This is a genomic window from Paenibacillus sp. 01T47 (genome assembly GCF_056398245.1).
Genome location: NZ_JBFTPA010000001.1, coordinates 457,607 through 483,065 on the forward strand (window position 1 = coordinate 457,607; position 25,459 = coordinate 483,065).

21 protein-coding genes and 3 pseudogenes are annotated in these 25,459 nt (G+C 43.8%); 15 read left to right on the forward strand and 9 right to left on the reverse strand.

The window, feature by feature from the left end; translation table 11 throughout:
- Window positions 1-138 precede the first annotated feature (138 nt).
- The gene (locus AC1DOV_RS01935; protein ID WP_477549026.1) at window positions 139-1,878 is read left to right on the forward strand and encodes an ABC-F family ATP-binding cassette domain-containing protein; all 1,740 of its coding nucleotides are present in this window, start codon (window positions 139-141) and stop codon (window positions 1,876-1,878) included.
- A 247-nt stretch (window positions 1,879-2,125) separates the two neighbouring features.
- Here AC1DOV_RS01935 and AC1DOV_RS01940 read toward each other — a convergent pair whose 3' ends face one another.
- From AC1DOV_RS01940 to AC1DOV_RS01950, 3 genes and pseudogenes are all read right to left on the reverse strand, one after another.
- On the reverse strand, window positions 2,126-2,500 hold the full coding sequence (locus AC1DOV_RS01940; protein ID WP_477549027.1) for a hypothetical protein: 375 nt from the start codon (window positions 2,498-2,500) through the stop codon (window positions 2,126-2,128).
- A 145-nt stretch (window positions 2,501-2,645) separates the two neighbouring features.
- Window positions 2,646-3,002 (reverse strand): annotated as a pseudogene (locus AC1DOV_RS01945) (FGGY-family carbohydrate kinase); the annotation flags it as partial.
- Window positions 2,948-3,244, reverse strand: a complete 297-nt coding sequence (locus tag AC1DOV_RS01950; RefSeq protein WP_477510166.1) for a hypothetical protein — start codon at window positions 3,242-3,244, stop codon at window positions 2,948-2,950. The gene AC1DOV_RS01950 and the pseudogene AC1DOV_RS01945, both read right to left, overlap by 55 nt.
- Window positions 3,245-3,437: 193 nt before the next feature.
- Here AC1DOV_RS01950 and AC1DOV_RS01955 point away from each other — a divergent pair, with 193 nt between their 5' ends.
- Window positions 3,438-4,244, forward strand: a complete 807-nt coding sequence (locus tag AC1DOV_RS01955) for an aminoglycoside phosphotransferase family protein (RefSeq protein ID WP_441877977.1) — start codon at window positions 3,438-3,440, stop codon at window positions 4,242-4,244.
- 136 nt (window positions 4,245-4,380) lie between these two features.
- Here AC1DOV_RS01955 and AC1DOV_RS01960 read toward each other — a convergent pair whose 3' ends face one another.
- On the reverse strand, window positions 4,381-4,983 hold the full coding sequence (locus AC1DOV_RS01960; RefSeq protein ID WP_441877979.1) for a TetR/AcrR family transcriptional regulator: 603 nt from the start codon (window positions 4,981-4,983) through the stop codon (window positions 4,381-4,383).
- A 200-nt stretch (window positions 4,984-5,183) separates the two neighbouring features.
- On the opposite strand from AC1DOV_RS01960, the gene AC1DOV_RS01965 reads away from it, so the two are divergent.
- Window positions 5,184-5,921, forward strand: coding sequence for an SDR family NAD(P)-dependent oxidoreductase (locus AC1DOV_RS01965; protein WP_441877981.1), 738 nt, complete (start codon window positions 5,184-5,186; stop codon window positions 5,919-5,921).
- Between the two features lie 468 nt (window positions 5,922-6,389).
- On the opposite strand, the gene AC1DOV_RS01970 is transcribed toward AC1DOV_RS01965, so the two are convergent.
- Window positions 6,390-7,430 carry an NAD(P)/FAD-dependent oxidoreductase gene (locus AC1DOV_RS01970; RefSeq protein ID WP_477549028.1) on the reverse strand — a complete coding sequence of 347 codons (1,041 nt, stop codon included), beginning with the start codon at window positions 7,428-7,430 and terminating at the stop codon, window positions 6,390-6,392.
- Between the two features lie 355 nt (window positions 7,431-7,785).
- Between AC1DOV_RS01970 and AC1DOV_RS01975 the strand changes: the two genes are divergently transcribed.
- A complete protein-coding gene (locus AC1DOV_RS01975; RefSeq protein WP_477549029.1) occupies window positions 7,786-9,603 on the forward strand; it encodes a family 43 glycosylhydrolase in 1,818 nt (605 codons plus the stop codon).
- Between the two features lie 433 nt (window positions 9,604-10,036).
- On the opposite strand, the gene AC1DOV_RS01980 is transcribed toward AC1DOV_RS01975, so the two are convergent.
- Complete coding sequence (locus tag AC1DOV_RS01980; RefSeq protein ID WP_477549030.1) at window positions 10,037-12,313, reverse strand: preprotein translocase subunit SecA; 2,277 nt, start codon at window positions 12,311-12,313, stop codon at window positions 10,037-10,039.
- 305 nt (window positions 12,314-12,618) lie between these two features.
- A pseudogene (locus AC1DOV_RS01985) lies at window positions 12,619-12,734 on the reverse strand (helix-turn-helix transcriptional regulator).
- Between the two features lie 530 nt (window positions 12,735-13,264).
- Between AC1DOV_RS01985 and AC1DOV_RS01990 the strand changes: the two are divergent.
- The 6 genes and pseudogenes from AC1DOV_RS01990 to AC1DOV_RS02015 form a co-directional block, all read left to right on the forward strand.
- Complete coding sequence (locus AC1DOV_RS01990; protein ID WP_339206573.1) at window positions 13,265-14,104, forward strand: phosphotransferase family protein; 840 nt, start codon at window positions 13,265-13,267, stop codon at window positions 14,102-14,104.
- Window positions 14,105-14,284: 180 nt separating this feature from the next.
- Window positions 14,285-15,445, forward strand: coding sequence for a tryptophan synthase subunit beta (gene trpB, locus AC1DOV_RS01995; RefSeq protein WP_477549031.1), 1,161 nt, complete (start codon window positions 14,285-14,287; stop codon window positions 15,443-15,445).
- 265 nt (window positions 15,446-15,710) lie between these two features.
- Entirely contained in the window at window positions 15,711-16,565 is an 855-nt protein-coding gene (locus AC1DOV_RS02000; RefSeq protein WP_477549032.1) for a sulfurtransferase, read from the forward strand.
- A 434-nt stretch (window positions 16,566-16,999) separates the two neighbouring features.
- A complete protein-coding gene (locus tag AC1DOV_RS02005; RefSeq protein ID WP_477549033.1) occupies window positions 17,000-17,545 on the forward strand; it encodes a 50S ribosomal protein L25 in 546 nt (181 codons plus the stop codon).
- A 181-nt stretch (window positions 17,546-17,726) separates the two neighbouring features.
- Window positions 17,727-18,320: a DJ-1/PfpI family protein gene (locus AC1DOV_RS02010; RefSeq protein ID WP_339206579.1), complete on the forward strand. Its 594-nt coding sequence runs from the start codon at window positions 17,727-17,729 to the stop codon at window positions 18,318-18,320.
- Between the two features lie 497 nt (window positions 18,321-18,817).
- Window positions 18,818-19,171, forward strand: a pseudogene (locus tag AC1DOV_RS02015) (AraC family transcriptional regulator); the annotation flags it as partial.
- Between the two features lie 198 nt (window positions 19,172-19,369).
- Here AC1DOV_RS02015 and AC1DOV_RS02020 read toward each other — a convergent pair.
- Window positions 19,370-20,008, reverse strand: a complete 639-nt coding sequence (locus tag AC1DOV_RS02020; RefSeq protein ID WP_477549034.1) for a nitroreductase family protein — start codon at window positions 20,006-20,008, stop codon at window positions 19,370-19,372.
- A 117-nt stretch (window positions 20,009-20,125) separates the two neighbouring features.
- Here AC1DOV_RS02020 and AC1DOV_RS02025 point away from each other — a divergent pair, with 117 nt between their 5' ends.
- Window positions 20,126-20,488: a MerR family transcriptional regulator gene (locus AC1DOV_RS02025; protein ID WP_477549035.1), complete on the forward strand. Its 363-nt coding sequence runs from the start codon at window positions 20,126-20,128 to the stop codon at window positions 20,486-20,488.
- Window positions 20,489-20,938: 450 nt separating this feature from the next.
- Complete coding sequence (locus tag AC1DOV_RS02030; protein WP_477549036.1) at window positions 20,939-22,369, forward strand: VanZ family protein; 1,431 nt, start codon at window positions 20,939-20,941, stop codon at window positions 22,367-22,369.
- Window positions 22,370-22,535: 166 nt separating this feature from the next.
- Here the strand turns inward: AC1DOV_RS02030 and AC1DOV_RS02035 are convergent, their stop codons facing one another.
- On the reverse strand, window positions 22,536-23,339 hold the full coding sequence (locus AC1DOV_RS02035; protein ID WP_477549037.1) for an AAC(3) family N-acetyltransferase: 804 nt from the start codon (window positions 23,337-23,339) through the stop codon (window positions 22,536-22,538).
- A 341-nt stretch (window positions 23,340-23,680) separates the two neighbouring features.
- Between AC1DOV_RS02035 and AC1DOV_RS02040 the strand changes: the two genes are divergently transcribed.
- The 3 genes from AC1DOV_RS02040 (at window position 23,681) to AC1DOV_RS02050 (ending at window position 25,268) form a co-directional block, all read left to right on the forward strand.
- Window positions 23,681-24,154, forward strand: a complete 474-nt coding sequence (locus AC1DOV_RS02040; RefSeq protein WP_477549038.1) for a MarR family winged helix-turn-helix transcriptional regulator — start codon at window positions 23,681-23,683, stop codon at window positions 24,152-24,154.
- A gap of 74 nt (window positions 24,155-24,228) precedes the next feature.
- Complete coding sequence (locus AC1DOV_RS02045) at window positions 24,229-24,597, forward strand: VOC family protein (protein ID WP_477549039.1); 369 nt, start codon at window positions 24,229-24,231, stop codon at window positions 24,595-24,597.
- 38 nt (window positions 24,598-24,635) lie between these two features.
- The gene (locus AC1DOV_RS02050; RefSeq protein ID WP_477549040.1) at window positions 24,636-25,268 is read left to right on the forward strand and encodes a hypothetical protein; all 633 of its coding nucleotides are present in this window, start codon (window positions 24,636-24,638) and stop codon (window positions 25,266-25,268) included.
- Window positions 25,269-25,459: the final 191 nt, after the last annotated feature.

Below are 25,459 nucleotides of genomic sequence, written 5' to 3' on the forward strand. Positions count from 1 at the left end.
TGACCCTCAAGGGATGGGAATACAAATCAATTGTAGTTGATTGTAAACAGTGTTACTCTAACAAAGGTAAACTTATAATCTATGCTCTTCAATACATCCAATAATAGTCACCATTTTAGTTATAAGAAAGGTAATACTATGATAAAAGTTGATAACTTATCCTTCTCATTTCCGCAAAAAGAACTATATAATAACATTTCATTTACATTAGAAGAGGCACAACATTGCGCTTTTATAGGAACAAGTGGCAGTGGGAAAAGTACATTGATAGATATACTGATGGATCCAGAAAGATATATTTTCGAGGGCAAGTTAGAAATAGACCCGACTTGTAACATTGGTCATGTAAGTCAATTCTCACAACTAGACAAAACGAAAGAAACAACAGTTTTTGAATATATAGGGGAAAAATTTATTAAGATACAAAATGAAATAACATCTATTTGTACTGAAATGGAAACATCATCGGATATTGATTCGTTATTAGTACAGTATCAATTAGCTTTAGACGCATTTGATGCAATCGGTGGGGATGATTTTGAAAGCAACATTAATAAGAAGCTAAATCAAGCAAACCTCATGAAGCTAAAAGATGTTAGGGTATCTGACCTGAGTGGTGGAGAATTCAAACTTATTCAAGTGATGAAGGAAATGCTTAATAGTCCAGACTTAATGATTATGGACGAACCAGATGTATTTTTAGACTTTGAAAACCTAAATGCGCTTAAAAATCTTATTAATTCTCACAAAGGAATACTGCTAGTTGTTACGCACAACCGATATCTATTGAATCATTGTTTCAACAAAATTATACACCTTGAAAACACGGAAATCCAAGAGTTTGATGGGCGATATATTGATTATAACTTCTCATTACTTCAGACTAAAGTTGAGTTGCAAGAACTCGCAATCGCTGATGATGAAGAAATAAAGAGAAACGATAAAACAATCGTTAATCTTAGAGTTATCGCAACTTATAATTCACATGCATCTAGAGGGAAAGCGTTAAAAGCTAGAGTTAGGTTTCAAGAAAGATTGGAAGCGCGTAGAATTAAAATGCCATTTGTTGATATTAAGCAGCCGAATATTAGTTTTGGTATTGATAATGAAATGGAAGACACCATTGTTGTAAATGTTAATCATTATAGTGTTGCCTTTGATGAGTTGCTTTTAGAAAATGTTAACTTTGAGATAAAATCGACTGATAAAGTAGCCATTATTGGTTCAAACGGAACCGGGAAAACGACTTTACTCAGAGATATCTTTAAAAATAATCATGAATCAATTGAAATAAATGCTGATGTTAAAGTAGCTTATTTAAGTCAGATTCAAGGCGAAATGCTAAAGGATTCTAATACCATACTAGAAGAATTCATCGATGCTGGGTTTAAAACGTATGATGAGGTTAGATCGTATCTTTCAAACTATGGTTTTGAAGGAGAAATCGTTAATCAAAAGATAGAAGCTTTATCTGGTGGAGAAAAAAACTTGCTTCAATTAGCTAAAGTTTCAGCCAGTAAAGCAAACGTATTGCTTCTTGATGAACCGACAAGCCATTTAGACACCTATACACAAATCGCACTGGAGAAAGCCATTGAAGAGTATAAAGGCGCGATTCTCATGATTTCTCACGATTTCTATACTGTTGTAAATGGTATGGATTATGTTTTAATCATTGACGATAAGTCGATTAGAAAAATGAGTATGCCAGAATTTAGACAGATGATTTATGCTAGTCATTTTGATAAAGGCTATCTAGAAGCTGAACAAAATAAAAAATCAGTTGAAATGAAAATAGAATTGGCTTTAAAAGATACTAATTTTGAACTTGCAAAAGTATTGGTTGATGAGCTAGAAGAGCTGATTAAGTTGCTTTAAATTACAACCCTCTGATTGAAATGATTACAAGAATATGGCTAAAGTGAATGAGTCCGAACTCAACGATGAAACATGATCTTGATGGAAAAATATCAATTCGGGATTGCATGGGTTTCGAACATGGTAATTGTCATGTAGGAATGACAGGGGAGCAGAGACGTGAGGGAAGGGAAAAGACTGGCCCCGAACGAATAAGGGCCAGTCTGCGAGAAATCGCGATTGCGGGGGGATTACATCTCTTACGTAATTATAGAAAATTAACCTTGACTATATCCCTGCCGATGAGAGTCCCCCAACGGTCATAAACCGATGCATCAATATTGTAAGTTCCGCCTGCCAGCACGAGCTTTGTACTATTTGTTAACGTATGATGAATGTCGTATCCGCTGGTCGGCACGTTGAGCAAACCCGAATAGTAGGTCCTTGATCCGTTATTTATCTCCTGTATGCGGAACTCGTACTGGTAACCTCCGGTCGGCTTCGTAATACCGATATAATCCGGAACCGCTCCGTAGCTATTCGGATACGGGTTAAACACATAAACCCCATTGGCCGCGCTCGCTTGGGAAGCCATCCCGAGAAGCAAGCCGATGACCATGACAAGCGAAAATATCTTCTTCATTATTCATTCCTCCTATTAAGGTTCGTCTTACCCGTTCCGGCCGAAATGGGTATGTACCTTTGCAGAGAGCTCTCGCAATGAATATATCATCAAACCTGCAGATCGGCGCATAATACGCAATACGTGTGAAATCGGTACACGCTTCTCATTTCTCATTTTCCCAATTTTCCACAAAATGATTTATCGCTGCCTGCTCATTTGCCAGCCCTTCCGTGTAACGCTCCATAAACAAGGCAAAGCCATTCACATCTGCGCTGTCAGGATAAACCTCTTGTCCTTCTGCATGATGGAACACTTTATTGGCAAGGAAATCAGCCAAGCACTCGTGCTGCTCCTTATTAACCATATAGGATGCCAAAATTGCCATCCCCCATGGGCCGCCCTCACCAGCCGTAGACATAACCGAAACAGGAACATTCAGTGCTGCGGCACATATTTTTTGACCGACTAGCGGCGTTTTGAACAATCCGCCATGCGCCAAAATACGATTTTTTGCAGTGTTACGTCATAAGTATTCTCAACCTCTTGCTGTAATTGGTGATAGGTTTCTTGCAACCCATTAATCATTTCATTGAGATGGCAGGTCCAATAACAGTCAATCAATTGATTTTCCCACTCATAGCTGCTGGAAGCGATTGTTTCAAAATTGTAATCAATCAGTACAGCCTTAATTCGTGTGGATCCAAATTCGATGCCAAGCGAGGTTTCTCCCCTGACTGGTTTGTTCCACTTTTGATCGTTCATACTCCTTTTAAACGCTAACTATCTTATTTCGTAGTGACTACCATGGAGCAACCATCCCTACCACAACTCACGTTCACGAAAAGGGTTCAGGGTTTTAAGTCACGAATATGATATATGTGCCAAAAATTTCTATAGCTGGTTTGGTGAACTAGGATTAAAGAGAAATATCATAGAAATAAGTAGGTGAGGCATAGTGACTCAGGAAGAAGTGTTAAAAGGCGGAAATGTTAATCACATTGTCCGTAGGGAAAATACTGTTCTCCGTCCCACAGGTTATTGGAGCCCGTGTGTTCATGAGCTTCTTAAACATCTAGAGAAGCAAGGCTTTGAGGGAGCACCAAGTTTTCTCGGAATCGACGATTCTGATCGTGAAATACTAACATTCATTTCAGGGGAAGTTCCAGGGAATGAGTACCCTGAACTTGAGCCTTACATGTGGTCGGATGAAACGCTTGTAGGTTTAGCACGTCTTTTACGCCAGTTTCATGATGCGACTGCAGGATCAACTCTCATGATGAAGAGCAAATGGCAGCTTAGTTATGTCAACGAACGTGAGCACGAAGTGATATGCCATAATGATGCTGCATTGTACAATGTGGTCTTTCAAAAGGGGATTCCTGTGGGACTCATTGATTTTGATATGGCTGGTCCAGGTCCACGTATGTGGGACATTGCTTATTCACTCTATACATCGGTTCCACTTGCGAGCTTCGAGCCGGACCATTCTTCGGGAAAAACGGTGAAGTACCAATCGGATATACACGCTACGGAGCGCCGTAAACGAATTCATTTGTTTTTTGAATCGTATGGAACTCCCGTCCCCAATGAACTGTGTCAGTGGATTATTCAACGATTGACTACAATGTGCGATACGTTGAGAAATGGCGCTGCCGAAGGAAATCTTGCCTTTAAAAAAATGGTTGATGAGGGACACTTGGCTCACTATGAGAGCGAGATTCGATTTGTAGCAGATCATTTCAATGATTGGATAAAGAACTAAATATTACGCTAACAGATCACGATAAAACATATCGAGATCAAAGAAAGGGCCATCCCGCAAAAGGATGGCCTTAAAACTTGCCGTTACAGATAGTGCAGTGAACCGTATCAAAGGCACCTAGTCGGGTGGCTTTTTATTATTTTCCTACATACTTAACCGAATAAATATGCGTTTTCGTTAAATCAATCACTTCCTGGATAAAACCCTCCCGAGATTCCTTGAAATCAGTCTTGATCCAATTCAGAATGAGTCCGTAAAAGCCATAGGCTGTATAACGCTTAAAATAATCCATGTTGACGGGGATGCTATTAATCGTTTCAAAAATAAATTGTTCCTTATAGATCTTTAGAATGGTTTGAGGGAATCCCGTGTGCAATCCTGGTAAAGTATCATCGTATTTTATCAACTCAAAAAAATCCCGGTGTTGATAAATGTAGGAAACGATATTAAAGGACGGTGCGTTGAGTCTTTCCGTGTATACTTTGTGTCCAGGAACATATGGTTTTCCTACGGAATCTTCCAACCCCTGAAACATAGAAGTAAGTAAATCTTCAGCTAATTTAATTTTATCTTGGTAATGTACATAGAAAGTACTACGGTTATAGGAGGCTGTATCTACAATGTCCTTTACAGAAACGAGATGGTAACCCTTCTCTTTTATTAGTTTTATAAAGGCTGATTTTAGATGTTCTTCTGTTCGATTTCTTCGCTCAGATGTCACGTTTTGTTCATCACTCATGAAAATATCTCCTCGCAAAAAGACGATTTTGATGTAAGTGTCTACTAGTTAGACATATATTAATACTTTAATGATTGTTAAATGTGAACAAAAAAGTACAATTAAGATGCGAACAAAATAGTACAAATATTTATTAATGAATGTTAATTAATAAAAACGCAAATAGTACTATTAAAAATATTGTACTGGAGGATTCATCGATGGGCAAACTACAAAACAAGGTAGCTGTGATTACTGGGGGAGCATCCGGAATCGGTGCAGCTACAGCACGTTTATTCGTTTTAGAAGGAGCCAAAGTGGTTCTTGTTGATTTAAATGAAGAAAAAGGAAAGGCGTTCGAGAACGAGTTAAAGGCGCTTAATGCTGAAGCACTATTTGTTAAAGCAAATATTACAAGTGAAGAAGAAGTCGCCAATATCTTCAAACAAACCGTTGAAGCCTTCGGCAAAGTGGATGTTGTATTCAACAATGCAGGGATTGGGCGCGTTCATCCTTCGCATGATTTGGAGTACTCCGAGTGGCGCAACACAGTAAATGTCGACTTGGATGGCGTCTTCCTGGTAGCACGTGAAGCCATCCGCGAAATGTTAAAAATGGGCGGAGGTACGATAGTAAATACGGCGTCTATGTACGGCTGGGTTGGTTCGCCCGGCTCGGCAGCCTATAATGCGGCAAAAGGCGGCGTGATTAATTTGACTCGCTCTCTTGCTCTTGAATATGCAGAACAAAATATCCGCATTAACTCATTATGCCCAGGTTTCATTGACACACCCATTATTCCCGAAGAAAGTAAACAAGTATTAGCCGGGCTCACTCCGATGAAGCGCCTCGGTAAAGCGGAAGAAATGGCAAAAGCCGTACTTTTCATGGCATGCGATGACTCATCATTTATGACTGGAAATAGCTTAACCGTTGATGGTGGATATACAGCTCAATAACAGCTCTAAACATGCAGTGATTAGCATGACCAAAGTGGCAAGCTCCAAAATGGGAAAATTAGTAGAAAGAGTAGCCATTATTACATGAGCGGTTCAAGACACGGGCGCTATGCATGCGCATGAATTTGTCGAAGAGGATGCAAAGGTTGTCGTCATAGACATCAAAAGCAGGCCGGCCAATAGCTGGCAGATGAGCTAGGCAGATAGATTTCTTACAGTGAGAATTCTATTGCGACTGGGGAAGAGTAGAAGGCTTAAGCAGATATATAGTATGTAATTTGGAGTACATCGCTCATGTGGCGATGTACTCTTTTGCGTTGTGCTCAGGAGTATCAAAATTCAACGTGAAGTCAACGAATGGGGTGAATGATTACAAAACGGTATTGTTGAATTTGGAAAGCTCTGTATACTACGTTCTGACCCCCCACCTCATGCGCGAGAAGCAACGGGAATATCCCTCGAGTAGTCCTAAAATCGGGAGAGTCGACAAGGGTCTAATTCACTCCTTGATTCCTTATCGATTATTTCACTTGCAGCCAGATGCGCAATCAACGGCGCCAGTGTAATCGCAGAATGCATCACCGTCAGATAAAGTCCCTTTATGTGATCGTGGAATCCCACGATCGGATAGCCGTCTTCAGGCATGGGTCTCATCCCGACCTTTATGCTTTCCAGTTCCAGTTGATTTCCGTCCTTCAGACTGCGTCGAAGCGTGTCGAACGCTCGCTTACCGACCGCCTCTGGTCCATTTTCCTCTGACTCGTCGATATAATCTTCCGCAGCCAGCAGTATATGATCTGTCAGTTGACGCGCTTCAAATTGCGCATTTGAGATTAATGTGCGTATCAGTTTATTCGTAGTTTTCATCTGAATTAGAATGGAAGGCGACGACGTTACCGGCACGTGACAACCTAAGGGGGCGCAAAGTTCGGGTATGCCTGTACCTGCAGCCATTACCACGACATCCGACTCCAGAAAACCCTTGGACGTATGGACGCCGACTAAGCGGGAATCTTCTTGATGCAGCTGTGTAACGTTGGTGCCGAACTGAATCTTTGCTCCGTACTCCCGCGCTTTGCTGAGCAGCAGCTTCGTTACCCCTATAGGGTCCAGCGCACCTTCTTCGCTGACAAAGATCGCTTCATCCGGATATTCCTTTAGATTCGGCTCCAATGCCTCAAGCTGCTCGCGGTTTAATTTTTGAAAGTGGAGTTGCTCCCTTAGGGGTGGAGTTCCCCAAGTCAGCGCTCCATTCCAATGAATGTTCAGTTCGGGCACCTCTTGCTGAAGCGTATGATATTCTTCTAAAGCTGCATCGTACAAATGCCAGTATTCGGGAGCCACCCTATGCGTCGTATGTATCCAGGCAAAAGATTTTTCAGTGACTTCACCCGCCGCGGCGGGGTGTCGTTCTATTACGGTTACATCTTGATTTCGTTTAGCCAGATGATAGGCCATGGACGCCCCGACAATCCCTGCGCCAATAATCACGATTTTTTGTTTATTCAATTATGACTCCCCCTCTATCACCCTAGTGTAACATAGGCGTCATGATAATCAGACATTATTACATATTCAGGAAGCTGGAGTGATTGGAGTTCTGTAGAGGGGAATCTGTTTGTTTGGGGGATACAGCACTCATCGATTTTCATGAAAACGGTTCCAAAAGGCTAAGAATGACTGGAAAAGTTTAAAAATGTCTCACTACATACTAGGTTACTCATACGGTAAGCTAGTAGTAGTCCTTATATTTACAGTTCTTCCATTATGAATACTTAGGGGTGATGTTGGAATCCTCTTCGCTGTCTGGTTGCCAAGCAAGCTAATGGTATAAGCCGAACCTAAGAAATGGGAGGTAACAATTATGCGTAAAAGGTTTTTAAGTTTGTTTTTGTCAGCAACGATGCTGCTGTCCGTCCTTATCGGTTTCAATTCCTCTACATCAGCAGCGGATCCAATCATCAGTTCTGGAAATCCCATTTTCACTAGTATTTTCACCGCCGACCCTTCTGCTCGAGTGTGGAATGACGGACGTATTTACGTGTACGCGTCACACGATATCTTTCCTTCCAGAGGAAGCGATTTGATGGATAAATATCACGTCTTCTCGTCGGACAATATGGTCGACTGGGTGGACGAAGGAGAGATCCTGAGCGCGGAAGATGTGCAGTGGGGACGGCCGGAAGGGGGCTTTATGTGGGCTCCGGATGCCGCATACAAGAACGGAACCTACTACTTCTATTTTCCGCATCCTAGCGACACGAATTGGAATAGCTCTTGGAAAATCGGCGTGGCAACAAGCGACAAGCCTGCAGAGGATTTCGAGGTTCAAGGGTATATACAGGGGCTTCCTGGCAGCAATTTGATCGATCCTAACGTATTCCGCGACGACAACGGAACCTATTACCTGTATGCCGGGGGAGGAGGTACCAGCTACGGGATGAAGCTTGGTGGCGACATGGTGTCGATAGATGGTCCCGTCAAGCAGTTCACCGAGCTGGAGGATTTCCACGAGGCTACTTGGGTGTTTAAGCGGGGAAGCGTTTATTATTTAATGTACTCCGATAATAATCCTGGCGCGAACCGGATGCGGTATGCAACCAGCAGCAATCCTCTTGGACCATGGACCAACCGCGGCGTCATACTGGATCCGGTATTCGGCAGTGAAACTTCGCATGGGTCCGTTGTGGAATACAAGGGGAACTGGTATATGTTTTATCATAATGCGAAAATTTCCTCGAACGGTACGCTTCGTTCCGTCGCCGTGGATCGGTTGTATTTCAATTCCGACGGGACAATCCAAAAGGTCATACAGACGTCCGAAGGTGTACCGGCTGTTGGACCGCGCTCCACCGCTACCGAGGTCAAGTACTACGATTTGATTAACGAAAGCTTTGACGCATATACACAGAAAACGGAGTATGCCATGAATATGAGCAACGTATCCATAGGAGGATGGGCGACTCGATCCGGTGCAAATGTTGAAAATATGCATACTCAAGGCTCCTACATTCAGTTGAATGGAATCAATGGCGGCGCAGGCGGAAAGGCGCTTCTAACCGTACTCTATTCTTCCGGGGACAGTGGGTCAGCCTTTAAGGTAGATGCGAGCGGCGACACGGCCGGAGACGGTTATTTTCTTTCTCTGCCTGGCACGGGAGGGTGGGGCAATTACACCGGCCGAACGAACCGTCTAATTGATTTGAATTCGGGCACGAACAATCAAATCCGGCTAAGCGGCGGTATGGGAGGAGTTAACGTATCGCGCGTCATCGTATCCTTGATCCCGCAAACGACGCAGGAAGCGGAATATCCAATGAGCGGAACTAACGTGTCCGTAGGGGGAGGGGCGACGAAGTCGGGTGGAAGCATTGAAAATATGCATATCCCGGGCTCCTACTTCGAGCTGACTGGGGTTGGCGGTGGTATGGGCGGCCAGAAGCTTTTGACCGTGGTTTATGCTTCAGCGGACGCCCAAACAACCTTTAAAGTGAACGCCAGCGGCGACCCGTCGGGGAACGGCTATTCGCTTACTTTGCCTGGCACGGGAGGCTGGAGTACCTACACCGGTCGGGCCAGCCGCATCATCGATTTGAATACAGGCAACAGCAACGTTATTCGGGTGAGCGGCGGCATGGGCGGAGCTAACGTGAGCCGAGTCATCATCTCGTCGATTCCGTAAACATGAGTCCGCTAAAATAACAAAATAATTGCTTAATCAATAAGCAGGATGGGGGCTGTGACAGGTTACTGGTTGGTGACCGGTTGCGGCCCTCTTTGGGCTTTCCTTTCAACAGGTTTCAAACAAAGCGAGAAGTGAGTAGTCGCAGAAGGTTCGGAGTCAGTCAAAGTTTAGCGGTCGGGTTAGGAGGTTGTTGAACGCTTGTCGCTTTTGCTACCGTCCTTTCACGAACAGACGCCACTTTTCGTGCGGAGCAAGAATTCGACCGCCATTGACGCCAAAGGGATGGCGTCGATGATCGGTTTACTATTCTGATTTATTATTAAAATTCCAAGCGGGCAAGGTAGCAAGCAAATAGCTTCATTAAAATTAAGCAAGTGTTGTAATCGAGAGTGGGCGGCAACGCAATCACCTTTGAAAAAGATACGCTATATTAAATTTTTGACCACCCGAATACCGGCTGCAAAATCTTGCGAATATAATAAGCCATTATCGTCATTGGGGTCCAAGAGCTGCGCTTGTTCTGGATGTATTGATCGTTGATAATATAAGTCCGAGTGGAAGTAGGGCTCTTCAGACCAAACATTTCCCACTTCGCCGGATCATTCGAACCTTCGAGTCTTACAAGCATATTCTCCGACTCACTATTTATTTTAGCCGGAATTTGCTCGTAGGCTTGGGCGATTTGCACATGAAATTCGTCGATCGGATTGCGGCTAGCAAGGCTCTCCAAGTGGATGCCTTCGCGAATGTAAGAAACGTATGCCAGATGGTCAGCCCAGAACTCGTCGATATAAAAAAGTCGTACCCGCTGCTCCGAAGGGCTCATCGGCTTCTCGCCTTTCAAAATTTCGAGCCTCTCCTCGTATAGAATCCGCCTCTGATCCTCCACCATATCCGAATAACAGTTCAGTTCCTGGCGGATATGAAAGTTTTGCCCCATAGCAACGCGCTGAATATGCGCGATTTTGCTGCGGAGCCCCGGCTTTTCGAGAGCCTCATCCTGCCTCAGATTGCGAAACGCTTTATCGATGCCGAACTGAAGCAGCAACTCGTCCTCCAAGCTTACGAAAATTACGGAAGCTCCCGGGTCGCCTTGGCGGCCAGAACGCCCGCGCAGTTGGTCGTCGATCCGCACGCTTTCGTTCACATGTGTGCCAATCACGTACAACCCACCTAGCTTGGCGACAGCTTCTGCTTGCATGGGGTTGCCGCCGCCGAGCCGAATGTCAACGCCCCGCCCAGCCATATTCGTAGACACCGTCACGGCCCCGATTTCTCCTGCTTTGGCTATGATCTCGGCTTCTTTGGCGTCGTTTTTCGCATTCAGAACATGGCAAGGTACACCGGCAACCGCTAGCGCCTCCGCCAGCATGTCAGACTCCTCGACGCTTGACGTACCAATGAGAATCGGACGACCCGTCGCATGGACGGATAAGATTTCTTTTATAAGTGCCTTGAGTTTGGCTTCTTTATGTGTATAAATCCGGTAGGGATGGTCGATCCGTATGTTTGGCCGGTTCGGCGCAATTTGTACGACCTGCAGCGCATAAATATCTTCGAATTCCATTGCGGAAGCGTAAGCGGTAGCCGTCATTCCGCAAATCTTCGGATATAGGCTAAGGAAGTGTTGAAGGGTGATCGTCCCGAGAATTTCCCCGCCGGATATCGACTGCAGCCCTTCTTTGGCCGCAAGTGCAGCTTGCAGCCCATCCGGCAAATGCCTGTTCTCCGCCACGCGGCCGGTATATTCGTCGATCAGCTCGATTTTACCGTTCCGGACGATATAATCGACGTCTTTTTTCAATAATAATTCCACATGCAGCGCGCAATTTAATGACGTTAACAAATGACTATTATGGCTATCGTACAAATTGCCGCATCCGAGCAGCGACTCCGCTTTCGCAGAGCCTGCTTCATTTAAATATACGTTCCGTTCGAACTCGTCGAAGTCGTAATGCTCTACTTGCTCGAGGTGCCGAGCTACTTCTGCGAAACGAATGCCGTCGTTGCTGGAAGACCCCGACTCGCCGGCGATGACTAGCGGCACCCGCGCTTCGTCGAGAAGCAGTGAATCCGCTTCGTCGACGATGACGTAGTGGAAAGGGCGATGTACGGTATCGGCTTCGCCCAGTGCGATCGTGTCTCGCAAATAATCGAATCCCGCCTCCTTGGCTGTAACATAGGTTATATCCGCGGCGTACGCTTCACGTTTCTCGGAAAGGTCCATTCCCGCTTGAACCGAGCTTATAGTTAACCCTAGGAAACGATAGATTGGGCCCATCCACTCCGCATCTCGATTTGCCAAATAATCGTTAAAAGTCAGTACATGAACGCCTTCGCCTGTCAGTGCATTTAGATAAGCAGGCATAACAGCAGAGAGTGTTTTTCCTTCACCGGTATGCTGCTCAATCAAAAAACTCTCGTGAAGAGCGATGGCAGCGATGATCTGAACATCATAAGGCTGTAATCCGAGTGTTCTTTTTGCTGTCTCACAGACTAACGCATAAGCATCGATAAGCAGCTCATCCAAAGGCGTACCCGATTTTGCTTTCTCTCTTAGTCGGAGGGATTCCGCTTGAAGCTGCCCATCGTCCCAAGCTTCCAAATTCCGTTTCCTAATGAGCTCCACTTTGTCCTGATAGACTTGCAGTTTATGCTGAGTATCGCGGTCTTTGAATTTTTGCATCAGCTTGGCGGCTATATTCATAGGAATTTAATCTCCCCTCGGTAGAAATTTTTAGTTTTGGATAATATTTGTGCTGATCTGTCACCTAATAGGTTTAAATCCACTTCATATAAGCAAAACCATATACTGCACTTATGTCATCACCGTACTCTAAAAAGCAAAGCTGACCGCCATTCAGCAGAGGATGAGTTTGGATAAGCTTTGAGCGTGACCCATTGCTGCCACTCAGACCAGACACTTCGAGAAGCAATATAATCGAAATAAATGGCTAATGCATAATCCATGACAACAGCTTACTTCTCCTCCTCCTTTAAATAAAACACTTCCTAAACGGGCACCTTGTAAGTTGCGGCAAATTTGAGCGCGAGCGTAATCGAAGGGGAGTAGTCTCCTTTCTCGATAACCCTACTGTCTGACGAGTGGCTCCAATGGCATCTGCCAAGTCTTGCTGCGACTGCGACTGCGACCGTCTGAAGCGCGACTCAGTTCACGAGCGTTGTTAAAAAGCGTACGAGGGGCCGTTTCTAGTCATTGGTTAGAAAATATTGTAATTTGTCCATTGCGAAATGTAAATAATATATTGCATTCCGTTGGTGGTGGGTGTCTGATAATACTTTCATTAAGTTTCGTGTCGAGTACGAATATAGTACATATTTTTCTGCTAGGGTTATTAAAAAGGTTATACAGTTAAAAAACCATACACAAGTAATTTTATTATATTCGGTAACCACAACTACTGGGCTCGTCATTATCCTCCTAAATTTGTTTACTTTCAACTAGCTGCAAAACTCTATGGCATTTTGGTAAGCAGATTCCCTTTTTAAGTAGTCAATATGCTCAGCAATGAATGGAATACTATCGTCTCTATTTTTATATTTTCAGGTTAATGGAAGCGTGGTATTATAACGAATAATGGGTTTAATTTCAATTATTTTACAAAATTAGATTGGATAAAGGGGGTAACGCTTTATTATGCTAGGCAAATGCATAGGCATTGGCTCCAGCTGTGAGGTGCATGAGTGGGGCGAAGAGGGAAAAGTAGTAAAGTTGTTTCATGCTGGCACGCCATTGGAAGCTGTTCAGCTCGAATATCGGAACAGTTCTGCTGCTTGGGCAAGCGGACTACCGGCAGCACGCCCGTTCGAGCAAGTCGAGTGGGATAACCGCCTTGGTATCGTCTTCGAGAAAGTAGTCGGATCGACATTCGTGAATCGTTTTTTTGAACAACTGCATGCTTTTCATGAAATTGATTTTGACGATGTAGACAGCGATTTAAGGAAATTTGCTCGAGTCCTGTATAACATTCATAAAGGTGACATCAGCGGGATCGTTACTGAGCAAAAGGAGCATTTGAAGGTAATCATCGGTAGACCCTCCTTGCTGACGGAAGACGAAATAACTGCCCTCCATGCTTATGTGGATCAGTTGCCTAATAAACGAATGCTATGCCACGGCGACACGAACGTCAATAATCTCATTTTACGAGAAGGTATACCAGTTATGATTGATTGGATGCATACCGTAATCGGCAACCCGGCGGCGGATATCGCGGAAGTTTGCGTGACGATCCTGTATGCTGTGTTGCCCCCAGAAACGCCGCCTGACGTTAACGCATTCTTTGAATTCTCGCGGCAGACAGCTTACCGTATATTCGTCGATGAATATTGCAAGCTGTCTGGCGTGACAGAAGATGAAATATTCCCTTGGTACGTTCCAGTCGCCGCTCGTCAGCTCGCATCGGGTGCCTTATCAGACGTACAAGCGGAAAAGCTTGTTGCTTTGATTAGGGATAAGCTCAGTATCGTGCTTTAGCGAAGAGGGTTGTAACAGATTAAGGACAAGTTTACGATTGGATGTCATTTTCAGAGCATGACTGCAAGCTAGAGTGTTATTATTCTACCGGCTGACAATACACGTATATAAAATATTACAGAAAATTATGGTAATATAGTTCTGATAGATTACCATTTTAATTTATGGAGGCGCTTACTTATGGACCAACAGTTGCAGCAAGAGGGGTACTTCGGGGAATTCGGAGGAAGCTTCGTTCCACCGGAATTGCAGGAAGTGCTAAACTATTTGAGCGAGCAATTTTACAAGTTCAGGGAAGATCCGGACTTTCAGGAAGAGCTCAGCTATTACCTGCGTGAATATGTTGGCCGCAAGAGCCCGCTCACGTATGCGGAGAGGCTGTCCAAATCGTGGGGAGGACCCAAGATCTACTTAAAGCGCGAAGATCTGAACCATACTGGTGCGCATAAGATCAACAACGCCATTGGCCAGATTCTGCTCGCCAAGCGAATGGGTGCCAAGCGGATTATCGCCGAGACTGGTGCTGGTCAACATGGAGTTGCGACAGCTACGGCTTGCGCAATGTTTAATATGGAATGCGTCATCTATATGGGAGCTGAAGATATGCGCCGCCAGGCGCTCAACGTGTTCCGGATGGAACTGCTCGGTGCTACTGTTGTGCCGGTTGATAAGGGTCAGGGTCGACTGAAGGACGCTGTGGACGAAGCATTGGGCGATCTGGTTCGCAATTATAAAAATACGTTTTACTTGCTCGGTTCTGCGGTTGGTCCACATCCATTTCCGACGATGGTCAAGCATTTTCAAGCGGTCATCAGTGAAGAGTCGAAGCAGCAGATTTTGGAGAAGGAAGGTCGTTTGCCTGATGCGGTAGTAGCCTGTGCGGGCGGCGGCAGCAATGCGATTGGCGCTTTCGCTCATTACATCGACGAGCCAAGTGTTCGCTTGATTGGCGTTGAACCCGATCAAGCCCCGACTTTAACAGAAGGCGTTCCGGGCATGATTCACGGCTTCAAATGCTTGGTACTGCTGGACGAGGAAGGAGAGCCGCGGAAGACGTATTCGATCGCCGCGGGGCTCGATTATCCGGGTATCGGGCCGGAGCATAGCCACTTGAAGGTGACAGGGCGCGCCGAATATGCGACGGTTACCAATCAGGAAGTGCTGGAAGCGTTCCAAGAACTTTCTCGTACGGAAGGAATTATTCCCGCCTTGGAGAGCGCGCACGCGGTTGCCTATGCCAAGAAGCTGGCGCCAACGATGGATCAAGAACAGATCTTGATCATTAACCTTTCCGGACGTGGAGACAAAGATGTCGAGCAAGTATTTCAGATGATTAAATAATAACAACCGTCGGCTGCATCTATGCAAGATCGGCTGCGGCACGATGAAAACAATCACGATTATAACAATGTGATCTAGAATTTGGAATAGCAGACCGGGAGACTCCTAAGTGGAGAGACTCCCGGTCTTTGTTATATAATTGGCAGAAGAGCTCCATTGAAGATTGGAATCACACCATATACTATAGATATGAAGGCTAATAGAGCAATCTAAGGCTAAAGATTCCATAATGGATTACATAAATGAACGAAAGAGGCGAGTCAAAATGAATAACATCGTGTCGTTGGAATGGCTAAAGGAGAAACTCGGTGAGCCGAAACTCGTCATCGCGGATTGCCGTTTTCGTTTGGACGATCCCGATGCGGGGCTCAGAGCGTACGAGGAGTCCCATATTCCGGGGGCTGTTTATATGGATCTGGAGAAGGATCTATCCGGTGAGGTAGAGGAATATGGCGGACGCCATCCGCTTCCCGATATTTTTGCAATGACAGTGACGTTCGGCAGGACGGGCATAAGCAACGATTCGATTGTGGTCGCTTATGACGATCAAGGCGGAGCGATGGCTTCTCGGCTGTGGTGGCTGCTGAAGTATATGGGGCATGAGCAGGTTTATGTACTGGAAAACGGCTTCTCGGCTTGGGTCAATGAAGGGTTGCCCGTATCAACCGAGAACAAAGTGGTGCAGCCTGCGACATACCTTGCAACGGTGCAGCACAATATGCTAGTTGAAATGGATGAGGTTAGGGAGCTGCTTGGCAGCGAGGGAGTAACGCTTATCGACTCGCGCGAAGCTCCACGCTACCGCGGAGAGGTCGAGCCGATCGACCGCGTCGCAGGCCACATTCCAGGCGCGATTAATCGTTTCTGGAAAGAGGGTCTAACGGAATCCGGCGGTTGGAAGGATGTCGCCGCTCAAACCGATCGGTTCCATGATCTGGACAAGAACGGCGAGCTGATCGTGTATTGCGGATCAGGCGTCACAGCCACGCCAAACGTCATTGCGCTGCAGGAAGCAGGCTTCACGAAAGTGCGCTTGTATGCGGGAAGCTGGAGCGATTGGATATCTTACTCTGACAACCCTGTCGCCATCGGGCACGAAGAAGAACGGTTAGAAGAATAGCAGTACTTATTAGATGAATACATCGCCATGCAGCTTGTAAGCTGCGGCGATGTATTTTTATATCGTGAACTCAACACGAGGTCAACAAATGGATTTCGAACGATGAAATGAATTATTTTCTGAGACCTAGCGTACACTCATGTTCATCCTAATTACACAAAGATACCGGAACCTTCGCCCGTAATTGCCCAGCGTCTTGATTAGACAACGTGACGTTTCTATGATATGGTGTGGTTTACAGATAGGCATTCCACTTTCCGAAGTGGGGTGCCTTCCTGTATATTTACGGAGGTTTTACATTAAATGTATTGTGCCGTAATCGGCAGAACATGGAGGTGGTGATGCTATGTTTCGCTCTTTATCCCCTATGGGGGAAGATTCTGCGACTAAGGAACCAGCGCAAAGATCTTTTAATAAAGAGGAGAGAGTTAAGCATGACAACATTTATGCAAGCAGAGAAACGTACACATTTGAATACATCAGGGCTTCGTAATCTACGTAAATCAGGTCGTCTGCCTGGTATTGTGTTTGGTAGGAATGTAGAAAATAAGATGGTTCATATTTCAACGATAGAATTTCATAAGTGGTTGAAGCAAGGTGCATCTGGTTTTATCGATATACAGCTTGACGGGAAAGATTCGGTGTCCGTACTGCTAGAGGATCTCCAGCGAGATCCGGTAACGCGTGACTTGCTTCATGTTGATTTCCAGCAAGTGCAGAATAACGAAATCGTATGCACAAAGATTCCAGTAAAATTCATAGGCAAGCCAATCGGATTGAAGCAGGGCGGAATTGTGCAACTTCAGTCTGAGTTTATTGAGGTAGAAGCATTGCCAAGGCATTTGCCGTCGGTGATAGAATATGATATTAGCGGTATGAATATCGGTGAATCCGTCTATGTGAAGGATTTGGATTTGTCGGCAGAAGTTACACTTATTTCCGGTAAAAACGAGTTTCTCGTATCTGTAGTGAAGCCTTAACTCATCCTATTAGGTTTCAACTATTAAAAACACGTCGTATCTGCAGCTTACCTGCTGGTACGACGTGTTTTTGCGTAATTTGACATCTTCCTCCCGTTCTTAAGGACCATTGACGGCGCTTGCAGATTATCCCCATAATAGAAAAAGGTGTTACATAAATTTACAGTTGGGAGAGGGTAAAATGTCCAAACGCGTGCTTATTCTAACCGGCGACGGTGCAGAGGTTCTGGAGGTTTATTATCCATTCTATCGGTTGAAGGAAGAGGGCTACGAGGCGGTGATCGCTTCGCCGAGAAAGAAGACATTGAATACGGTATGCCACGACTTCATCGAGGGATGGGATACTTATTCGGAGAAGCCAGCTCATCTGCTGCCGTCTGATATAGCCTTTGCGGACGTGGAGCCTGCTGACTACGATGCCTTGATCATCCCAGGCGGACGCGCTCCTGAGTTCATCCGCAACGATCAAGATCTTCCGCGAATTGTCCAGCACTTTCTGGATGCGGACAAGCCTGTAGGCGCGATTTGTCACGGTGCTCAGGTATTCTTGGCACTGCCAGATCGTTCCTACTTCAAAGGCAGAACGTTAACGGCATACAATGCGTGCAAGCTAGAAGTCGAATCACTCGGCGCAGAATATGCAAGTGAGACACTGCATGTAGACGGAAATTTAGTATCGGGTCACGCATGGCCTGATCTCCCTGGATTTATGCGGGAATTTCTAAATCTGCTTGGCCGGACGTCGAACAAGGAACTAACCTCAACCACGAACTAATTCTTAATACAGCGAATATGCATCGCCTTTCAAGTGTTGGCTTTGCATACGAATAGAAGGAGGAAAAGACACCGTTGGGGGTGTCTTTTTTGACATATGCGCGCCTAGCCAGCGACGAGTAATTGCTGAGAGGCATAACAGTATGAATGATTTAAATACATGGCCATGTGGGCTTAATGCTCAGGCTATGTATTTTTTTGTGCTTGGAATCAATACAAAGCCGACGAAAAAATTGGAATAGGCTCATGAAATGCTCTTAACAGAGCACATGCTCATAAACTATAAACTCTTAGTAGAGAATAGGATGTCTGGTTAGTTACAAAAGGAGACTGTCAGCAGTAATTTGACTAACGGCAGATTGGCGATGATAATTGTTATCAATAACGTGAAAATAGATGAGAGTCCTCATGCCTACCTTTCTATATTCCAACGGACACTGGATATACAACGATCGGTCAGGATTAACGGTCAATTACCATTGAAATGAGGTAAGCATAGTGAAAATCGACGTTGATCAGTTAGCAGAGCATCTGGCACACACTCCTTTTCAAGTACAAGGAGTATATCGATACGCTAGAAATCCAGGCGTGCCTCACGCTGACTATACAGATTCTTTTCCTGGATTTGTGTTTCCTCTTACAGGAAAAATACAATTTCAATTTAATGACACGCCTTATATCTTTTCGCCAGGAAAAGTTGTACATGGGGCTGCAAAAATGAAACTAGACCAAAAAGTGGTTGGTAAAACGGACTGGGAATATATCTTAGTTTTATACCGGATATGTAACTCGGAACTAGAAGAGTCAAGCTTTTCGCATCAGCATTTTGAATTATTAACAGGGCAGTCCCCTGTAGGGTTGCTGTACTAAGACAGCCTGATTGGGAGATTTGCTCAATAGAAATGTCGTGTTTAATTTTTGTAGCTACAATGAAGGACACCCAATCAGGGTGTCCTTCATTTTGCTTTATAGATGTTAAGGTGAACCCTTAACTATTGCTTCCTGTTTATAAGCGATTTTGCTTATTTTAAGTTTTATTTTGAATAATGATTATCTCCAAAATGTAATCTTGTCAGAACTTAATCGAACGGATTCATGTCCTTCTTCCTTTGCTTTTCCTATTGAAATAATCATGACTGGAACATAGCGCTCTTCATCTAAATCAAATGCTCTAGCTACTTGGTCAACTTCAAATCCTGCCATTGGATTCGTATCATACCCATGTGCACGAGCTACTAACATTAACTGCATGGCAAAGAGGCTGCTATCGACCTTTGCAACTTCTACTTTCATTTCCTTTGGTAGAGTTGGATACATCGATAGAATGGTTGCGAGTTGACTATCCCGTACTTCAGCTGGCATTTTACCTTGTTCCACGGCAGTATTATAAATTTCTTCAACATATAAATAGCTTTGGGTATCACCAAAAATTAATAACATGGCAGATGAAGTATCGTTTTGTAATGTATTGAAACGTACAAGGGGTCTTAGTTTCTCTTTTCCTTCCGGAGTATCAACCACAATTACACGCCAAGGCTGCATATTAGCAGAGGACGGAGCCAGACTGGCTTCCGAAATCATTTCACTTATCTCTTCTTTTGATATTTTAATGTTCTCATCATAATTACGCACAGAACGTCTTCCTGTAACTATACTGGTGAAATTGTTATTTTGAATGTGGTTAAACATAGAATCTCTCCTTTTGATAACATAAGGTTTTTTTGACATTGTGTATGTCGTTCGTTATCATAATTGCATTATGAACTATAAACCAAGGTTTATAGCAAATAAATAAAGCGAGGCCATATGATGAAAATAAACGATGTTTCAAAATTAACGGGTCTGCCTATATCAACCTTGAGATTCTATGAACGTAAAAACCTAATTCCGGACACATTTGTCAAAAGAGATGCAAATAATTATCGTATTTATACTGAGGAAATTGTTGAATTTCTAGAAGATGTGAAGGCACTTTTATCCGTAGGCTTTACGGTAGAAGAGTTGAGTTTACTAGTAAATCAAGAACTTAATTTATCATACGAGGTAAAGAAAAAAATAGTTGAACAAAAAATTGAAGAAATTGAGGATATTCAGAAGCGATTAAAAAAGTCGAAAAAATTTTTGCAAGCAACCTTGGAAGGAAAAGCGAATTTTCAAACGAAGTGTTAATGCTGTTGAGAGTCTAAAATAGTATGAATGATTTGAATACATCACCATGTAGGCCGCGTGCCTTGGGTGATGTATTTTTTGTGATCCAAGACTACTCGGCCTTTGAAAGTACTCGGGAGATACTTCGGCTCAAACGCAAACAATGTGCTGCTCGTAGGGGGAATTTGTAATCGGTAGCCTACTAGGTCTGCATTTATTTACTGCATATTCACCTGCAAAACTAAACTATAAGGTATTTTCCTAGGGCGATGTATTTTTGCGTTCGAAAGCTCATCGCTATATTTTTCAATAAAACCCTGTCGAGGACAGATCTTTTAAATTATAAACCTTAAATATTATTAAAGGTTTCTTAAGGAATTAGAAAAAGATGATTTATAGTGCCGTGTTATAATGAAAAACCACAAGAGAGTAAGACAGTACGATTTTGTGTTCGGTATGAGGAGGAATATTGTGAGCATTACAGATATGTTCAATTACTTACGCTTTCTGGGATTGCCAGTGGTCATTGTAGTTGGAATCGAGCTGCTGCTAATTGCAGGTTATTATACATTTTATTATCGCAAAAGAAGGCGAGAGGAAGAGCCCTGGCTGCCTATGAGTAAGCTTATCCTCGGTGCGCTTTTCATCGGTTATATTGTTTTTGTTCTTCAGTTGACCGTTATCGGCCGTGGTACGTCACATTTCTTGGAAATGAACTTATATCCTTTCGGCGGTTACATTGAAGCATGGCAAAAATACTCGCTAAGAGAATTTCAAAACGGTATTTTTAACATTTTAATGTTTGTGCCATTGGGGATTTTGCTGCCTTGTTTGAGTTACAAGTTTAGAGTGTTCAAACCGCTTCTTCTTGTTGTTGTATGTGCGACATTAGCTATCGAAACGTATCAGACGCTTACTGGCGCAGGTCTATTTGAGGTTGATGATCTTATTAACAATACACTTGGCGGCATTATGGGCTACCAGTTGTATAGACTTGCTGCTTCTGTCATTGAGCACAAAAAAGTTAAGATCAAGAGCCTGCTGGGCAATCTGTCCATCCCCATAGCAATCGGTTTGATGTTTGGTGCAATGAGTATCGTCTACAATCAGCAGGAGTTTGGTCAACTAGCCATTAATTCGTATCATAAATGGAATATGAAAGGCGTTGAACTTAGCACTTCACTCACGTTAAGCCCAGAACCAAATGCTGCAGCGGTGTACAAAAGAGTCGTAAATAATGATGAAATCGCAGCGATGCTGCGGCAAAAACTAGCATTGACCGAGTTAAGCGTCAAGAAGTGGGGAAGTGATCGTGAAAGTGTGTTAACGAGTAATAGCGGTACACAATTCACGTTATTTCAATCCGAAGAGGGTAACTGGTCGTTAACCGAAAATGATTACATCCCAGGGCAAGCCTCGCTAACTGATTCGCAATCTATGTTAGAGAAGGCAAAAATGATTGCGGATGAGTTGGGCTTGCCTACCGAGAAGGCTGAACCACGAGGAGTAGAAGACGGTGAGTATGCATGGTCACTCTCGCAGATTCCCGGAATGAACGAGGATTATTGGACAGGCGATTTCTCCATTGGCCTAAAAGAGGATGGCAGCATCTACGCGATCAATAGCGGAATTAAGCACAATCAGTTTGTGCGAGCGTTGGATTTATTATCTCCAGCCGAAGTATATAAACGCATAGAGGATGGGGAATTTCAGCAGCTGCAAAGAAATGCTTTATTAACAAAGGATCAGCTTGAAATAAAAAAGGGTGACCATCTAGAAATAAAAGGAATAGAACTAACCTATATGTATGATTCAAAAGACTTTTATCGGCCTGTATATCAGGTTAATGGAACATATAATGGAGATCCCAACTGGTTTACCTTGATTGATGCAAAGAATTAAAAAAGCTGATTTGGGCTTATTTTATTTTGATCCATATCCCTGAAAGCATATCCCTAGAAGCTCAGCTGGCATTTATAAAAGGGTACCCATACAATGGACATTTTTAAAAGAATGTTTAGCGTAGGGGTACCTTTTTGTAGCTAGAGTGATTAGTGGGGGCGAGCCGTCACGCTCTATTCTTCTCCATCCAAGGAACGGTCCAGTCGATCAGGGGTCTTACTTCCATAAATCGCACATCAGCATTTCCTACTTTATGAATTTTGATATTTTTTTGTTGATCATATTCGTTTCCTAATTTACTAAAATCTTCGTCGTCGACTGCTTGAGTAGAATAAGTAACCCACGTTCTCTTGCCATCAATCATGACTGCACTGCTCTCATCTGCAAATCTTTTGGAAGAAAAATTCGCTCTCGTTTCCGCTAAATGCAGAGATGTATTTTTTTCATAGCCAACACCAATTAATAGTACTTGTCCATCTAATTTATACAATTTATCTACAGGGGAGTCGCTGCCAAAAATATTACTTAAATCATGTTTTTCTGTTATATATTCCGCGTGTTTCCCTACTGCTGCTATCGACCTTGCCGGGTGATCAGACCTTTTTGCCCCTGGCCACTGTCTAAACATTTCAGCCACGGCACCCATACCAATGGCAGGTGTTATTTCTTTATCAAATGCGGGCCAGTTTTCTCGAATAATAGGCCACCATTCTATCGGTTCATTCCAATGAACTCCAGTAGAGGGATCAAGGTTTTTCCATGTCTGAGAAGGCATCATCAATGTTCCTTCTTCTCCTACGATTTCAAGAAGTGACCTTATTAACGTTTCAGCCCCGCCTACAACAAATCCCAAGCTCTTTAATGAAGTATGTACGAATATGGTTTGCCCTTCCGTTAATCCGCAGTTTTTGAACTGTGTAATTAAATCCTCTTTCGTTAAAATCATTCTCGATTCTTCGTTTCCAGTCATTGTGCATCCTCCATTTCATTTGGAAAACAAAACAACCCCGCTACAGGTAGCGGGGTTGTCTCTAGCATTGCCAGAAAAGCATAGCCCTTGAATTACTCAAAATGGAATTATTTTTCAATAGTATATCAACAAAAATGACAGTCTACAATGGTTAGCAGAAAAAAATGCTGATGAAGACAGAACGGACAATTCCGCTGAATTGTTATTTTGCGAAGTGGATGGTTAGCACAAAACATTGCTTCGGGAGCGAAAAAATGTATAAATTTTTACATAAAAATAGTTGCAATAGCATTCTATATTTCATATACTGATATTAGTTGCAATGACATACTATTTAAGGGGTGAGAAAACTGAGCGAATATAGGAAGCTGGCTGAGAAGCATGAATCGGAATCTCACGGACAATATATTTCTGCCATCTACCGCCATATGCAAGTCTTGATATCAGCGGAGCTGGCACCTTATCGAATCGGCAGCGGGCAGTATATTTTTCTAATGGCCATAGCATCTCAGCAGCCCATTACTCAAAAAGCTTTAAGCGAGAAGCTGCTTATTGACAAGACGACTACCGCAAAGGCGATTGCAAAGCTAGAAGCGGAAGGATACGTGCGCAGGGAAGTTGACCCAGCGGATAACCGCTATCAGCAGCTTTATTTGACAGAATCGGCACAGGCTGTTGTACCGAAAGTGCAGGAAGCGTTAGACCGGGTCAAAAGTAGAACCAAGCAGGGGATTTCCGATGAGGAATATGATCTATTTATAAGCCTGTTAAAGGTTGTGCTTAGCAATCTGAGCAGGCAGGATGAAATGCTGTAATGAAAAATGTCACATAAGCGATTGAAATTACAAATGCAGCGTATGACCAAACGAACCTTAGGAGGGTGTAAAGAATGATAGCATATCCGTTTATCGTAGTGGACAACTGCAAGGAGGAAATAAAGTATTATCAAAGCGTTTTTGGCGGCGAGATTGCGATTCTACGCAAGCAAGGGGAAGAGGTACTCAATGCGGACCTACAAGTGGGGGATGCAATCCTTAAGTTTGCAGATACTCAAGCAGCGAAACCTGCGCTGAAGGGCGATTATGTAAGAGTCTTTCTAAAAATCGAGACGGAAGAGGCTTATCGAGGGATTTACAATGAATTTGCCTCCAGCGGGACAGTTAATACGGAAATGTACGAAGCTCCATTTAACGGTCTGCTGGCGATCGTTACCGATCGGAACGGCATATGCTGGGTGTTGTCCTTTTATCGAAGCTGATGTTAGAAAATCGGGAATGGAACGTTAGTGTTCACTCTGTGGAACGGGAAGAAATCTTCTTTGCCCCAAGCACGGAGTGGCAGGTTCAAGCACAGGGCTATCGGCTATATATTAATACGGATCTGGCAGCAGAGCTACGTGCGCAGGATCAGGTTCGAATGACTGTTGGCGAATTAGGTAAACCCGACTGGGCTGCTTTTATCGGAACGGTTGTGGATTGCAGTTCTGATTCCATCCTGCTTTATACGAGTCCCCAATATGAGTCAAGTCTAATGAACACAAGGCAGCTTGAACGCCTATTCTCACCGCTCACTTCTATAGAGGGAGCCCAAAATGTAATTGATAAGCTCGGTTTCTTCCCCCCGTTTCATTACGATATAATAACGAAGGTCCGTATGGAAGCTGCAGGACTGTGTGGCAATCAGAAAAACTTGTATGTAACGATCAGCCATACATCCGCAGGTGGGCTGGAGCAGCCTATTGCTTTGTATTTCGAAGACATCCAGCATGAGAAAATAAGCCCAGCCGAGGAGTGCAATATCTGTTTGCAGCTGAGTCTCGCCTATGAAGGCGATCAGATTCGCGTCGAATGGGATGCCGTGTCTGGGTTTGAAGCATCGTTTCTATGCCGAAAAATGATTGTTCAATTTCACGATGAGAGTAAGAGCTGAGAAACCTCATAGGTCAGACACTGAAAATACAGTGCATAATGGATCAGTAATTCATATGCGCTGTATTTTTTTATGCCTAAAAAACAAACTTGGCTAAGGTCAGGTCTAGCTCTCATAGTTATTATCAAAAAAGGTCATGCGGCATGACCTCATTTAACACATTTTCCTTTGCCATACTTTCGCCATGTTCA

Excerpts from the sequence above, each read along its gene's own strand:
- AC1DOV_RS01935 (WP_477549026.1), top strand. The coding sequence starts at position 139 with ATGATAAAAGTTGATAACTTATCCTTCTCATTTCCGCAAAAAGAACTA.
- AC1DOV_RS01940 (WP_477549027.1), bottom strand. The coding sequence starts at position 2,500 with ATGAAGAAGATATTTTCGCTTGTCATGGTCATCGGCTTGCTTCTCGGG.
- AC1DOV_RS01950 (WP_477510166.1), bottom strand. The coding sequence starts at position 3,244 with ATGAACGATCAAAAGTGGAACAAACCAGTCAGGGGAGAAACCTCGCTT.
- AC1DOV_RS01960 (WP_441877979.1), bottom strand. The coding sequence starts at position 4,983 with ATGAGTGATGAACAAAACGTGACATCTGAGCGAAGAAATCGAACAGAA.
- AC1DOV_RS01965 (WP_441877981.1), top strand. The coding sequence starts at position 5,184 with ATGGGCAAACTACAAAACAAGGTAGCTGTGATTACTGGGGGAGCATCC.
- AC1DOV_RS01975 (WP_477549029.1), top strand. The coding sequence starts at position 7,786 with ATGCGTAAAAGGTTTTTAAGTTTGTTTTTGTCAGCAACGATGCTGCTG.
- AC1DOV_RS01980 (WP_477549030.1), bottom strand. The coding sequence starts at position 12,313 with ATGAATATAGCCGCCAAGCTGATGCAAAAATTCAAAGACCGCGATACT.
- AC1DOV_RS01990 (WP_339206573.1), top strand. The coding sequence starts at position 13,265 with ATGCTAGGCAAATGCATAGGCATTGGCTCCAGCTGTGAGGTGCATGAG.
- trpB (WP_477549031.1), top strand. The coding sequence starts at position 14,285 with ATGGACCAACAGTTGCAGCAAGAGGGGTACTTCGGGGAATTCGGAGGA.
- AC1DOV_RS02000 (WP_477549032.1), top strand. The coding sequence starts at position 15,711 with ATGAATAACATCGTGTCGTTGGAATGGCTAAAGGAGAAACTCGGTGAG.
- AC1DOV_RS02005 (WP_477549033.1), top strand. The coding sequence starts at position 17,000 with ATGACAACATTTATGCAAGCAGAGAAACGTACACATTTGAATACATCA.
- AC1DOV_RS02010 (WP_339206579.1), top strand. The coding sequence starts at position 17,727 with ATGTCCAAACGCGTGCTTATTCTAACCGGCGACGGTGCAGAGGTTCTG.
- AC1DOV_RS02020 (WP_477549034.1), bottom strand. The coding sequence starts at position 20,008 with ATGTTTAACCACATTCAAAATAACAATTTCACCAGTATAGTTACAGGA.
- AC1DOV_RS02025 (WP_477549035.1), top strand. The coding sequence starts at position 20,126 with ATGATGAAAATAAACGATGTTTCAAAATTAACGGGTCTGCCTATATCA.
- AC1DOV_RS02035 (WP_477549037.1), bottom strand. The coding sequence starts at position 23,339 with ATGACTGGAAACGAAGAATCGAGAATGATTTTAACGAAAGAGGATTTA.
- AC1DOV_RS02045 (WP_477549039.1), top strand. The coding sequence starts at position 24,229 with ATGATAGCATATCCGTTTATCGTAGTGGACAACTGCAAGGAGGAAATA.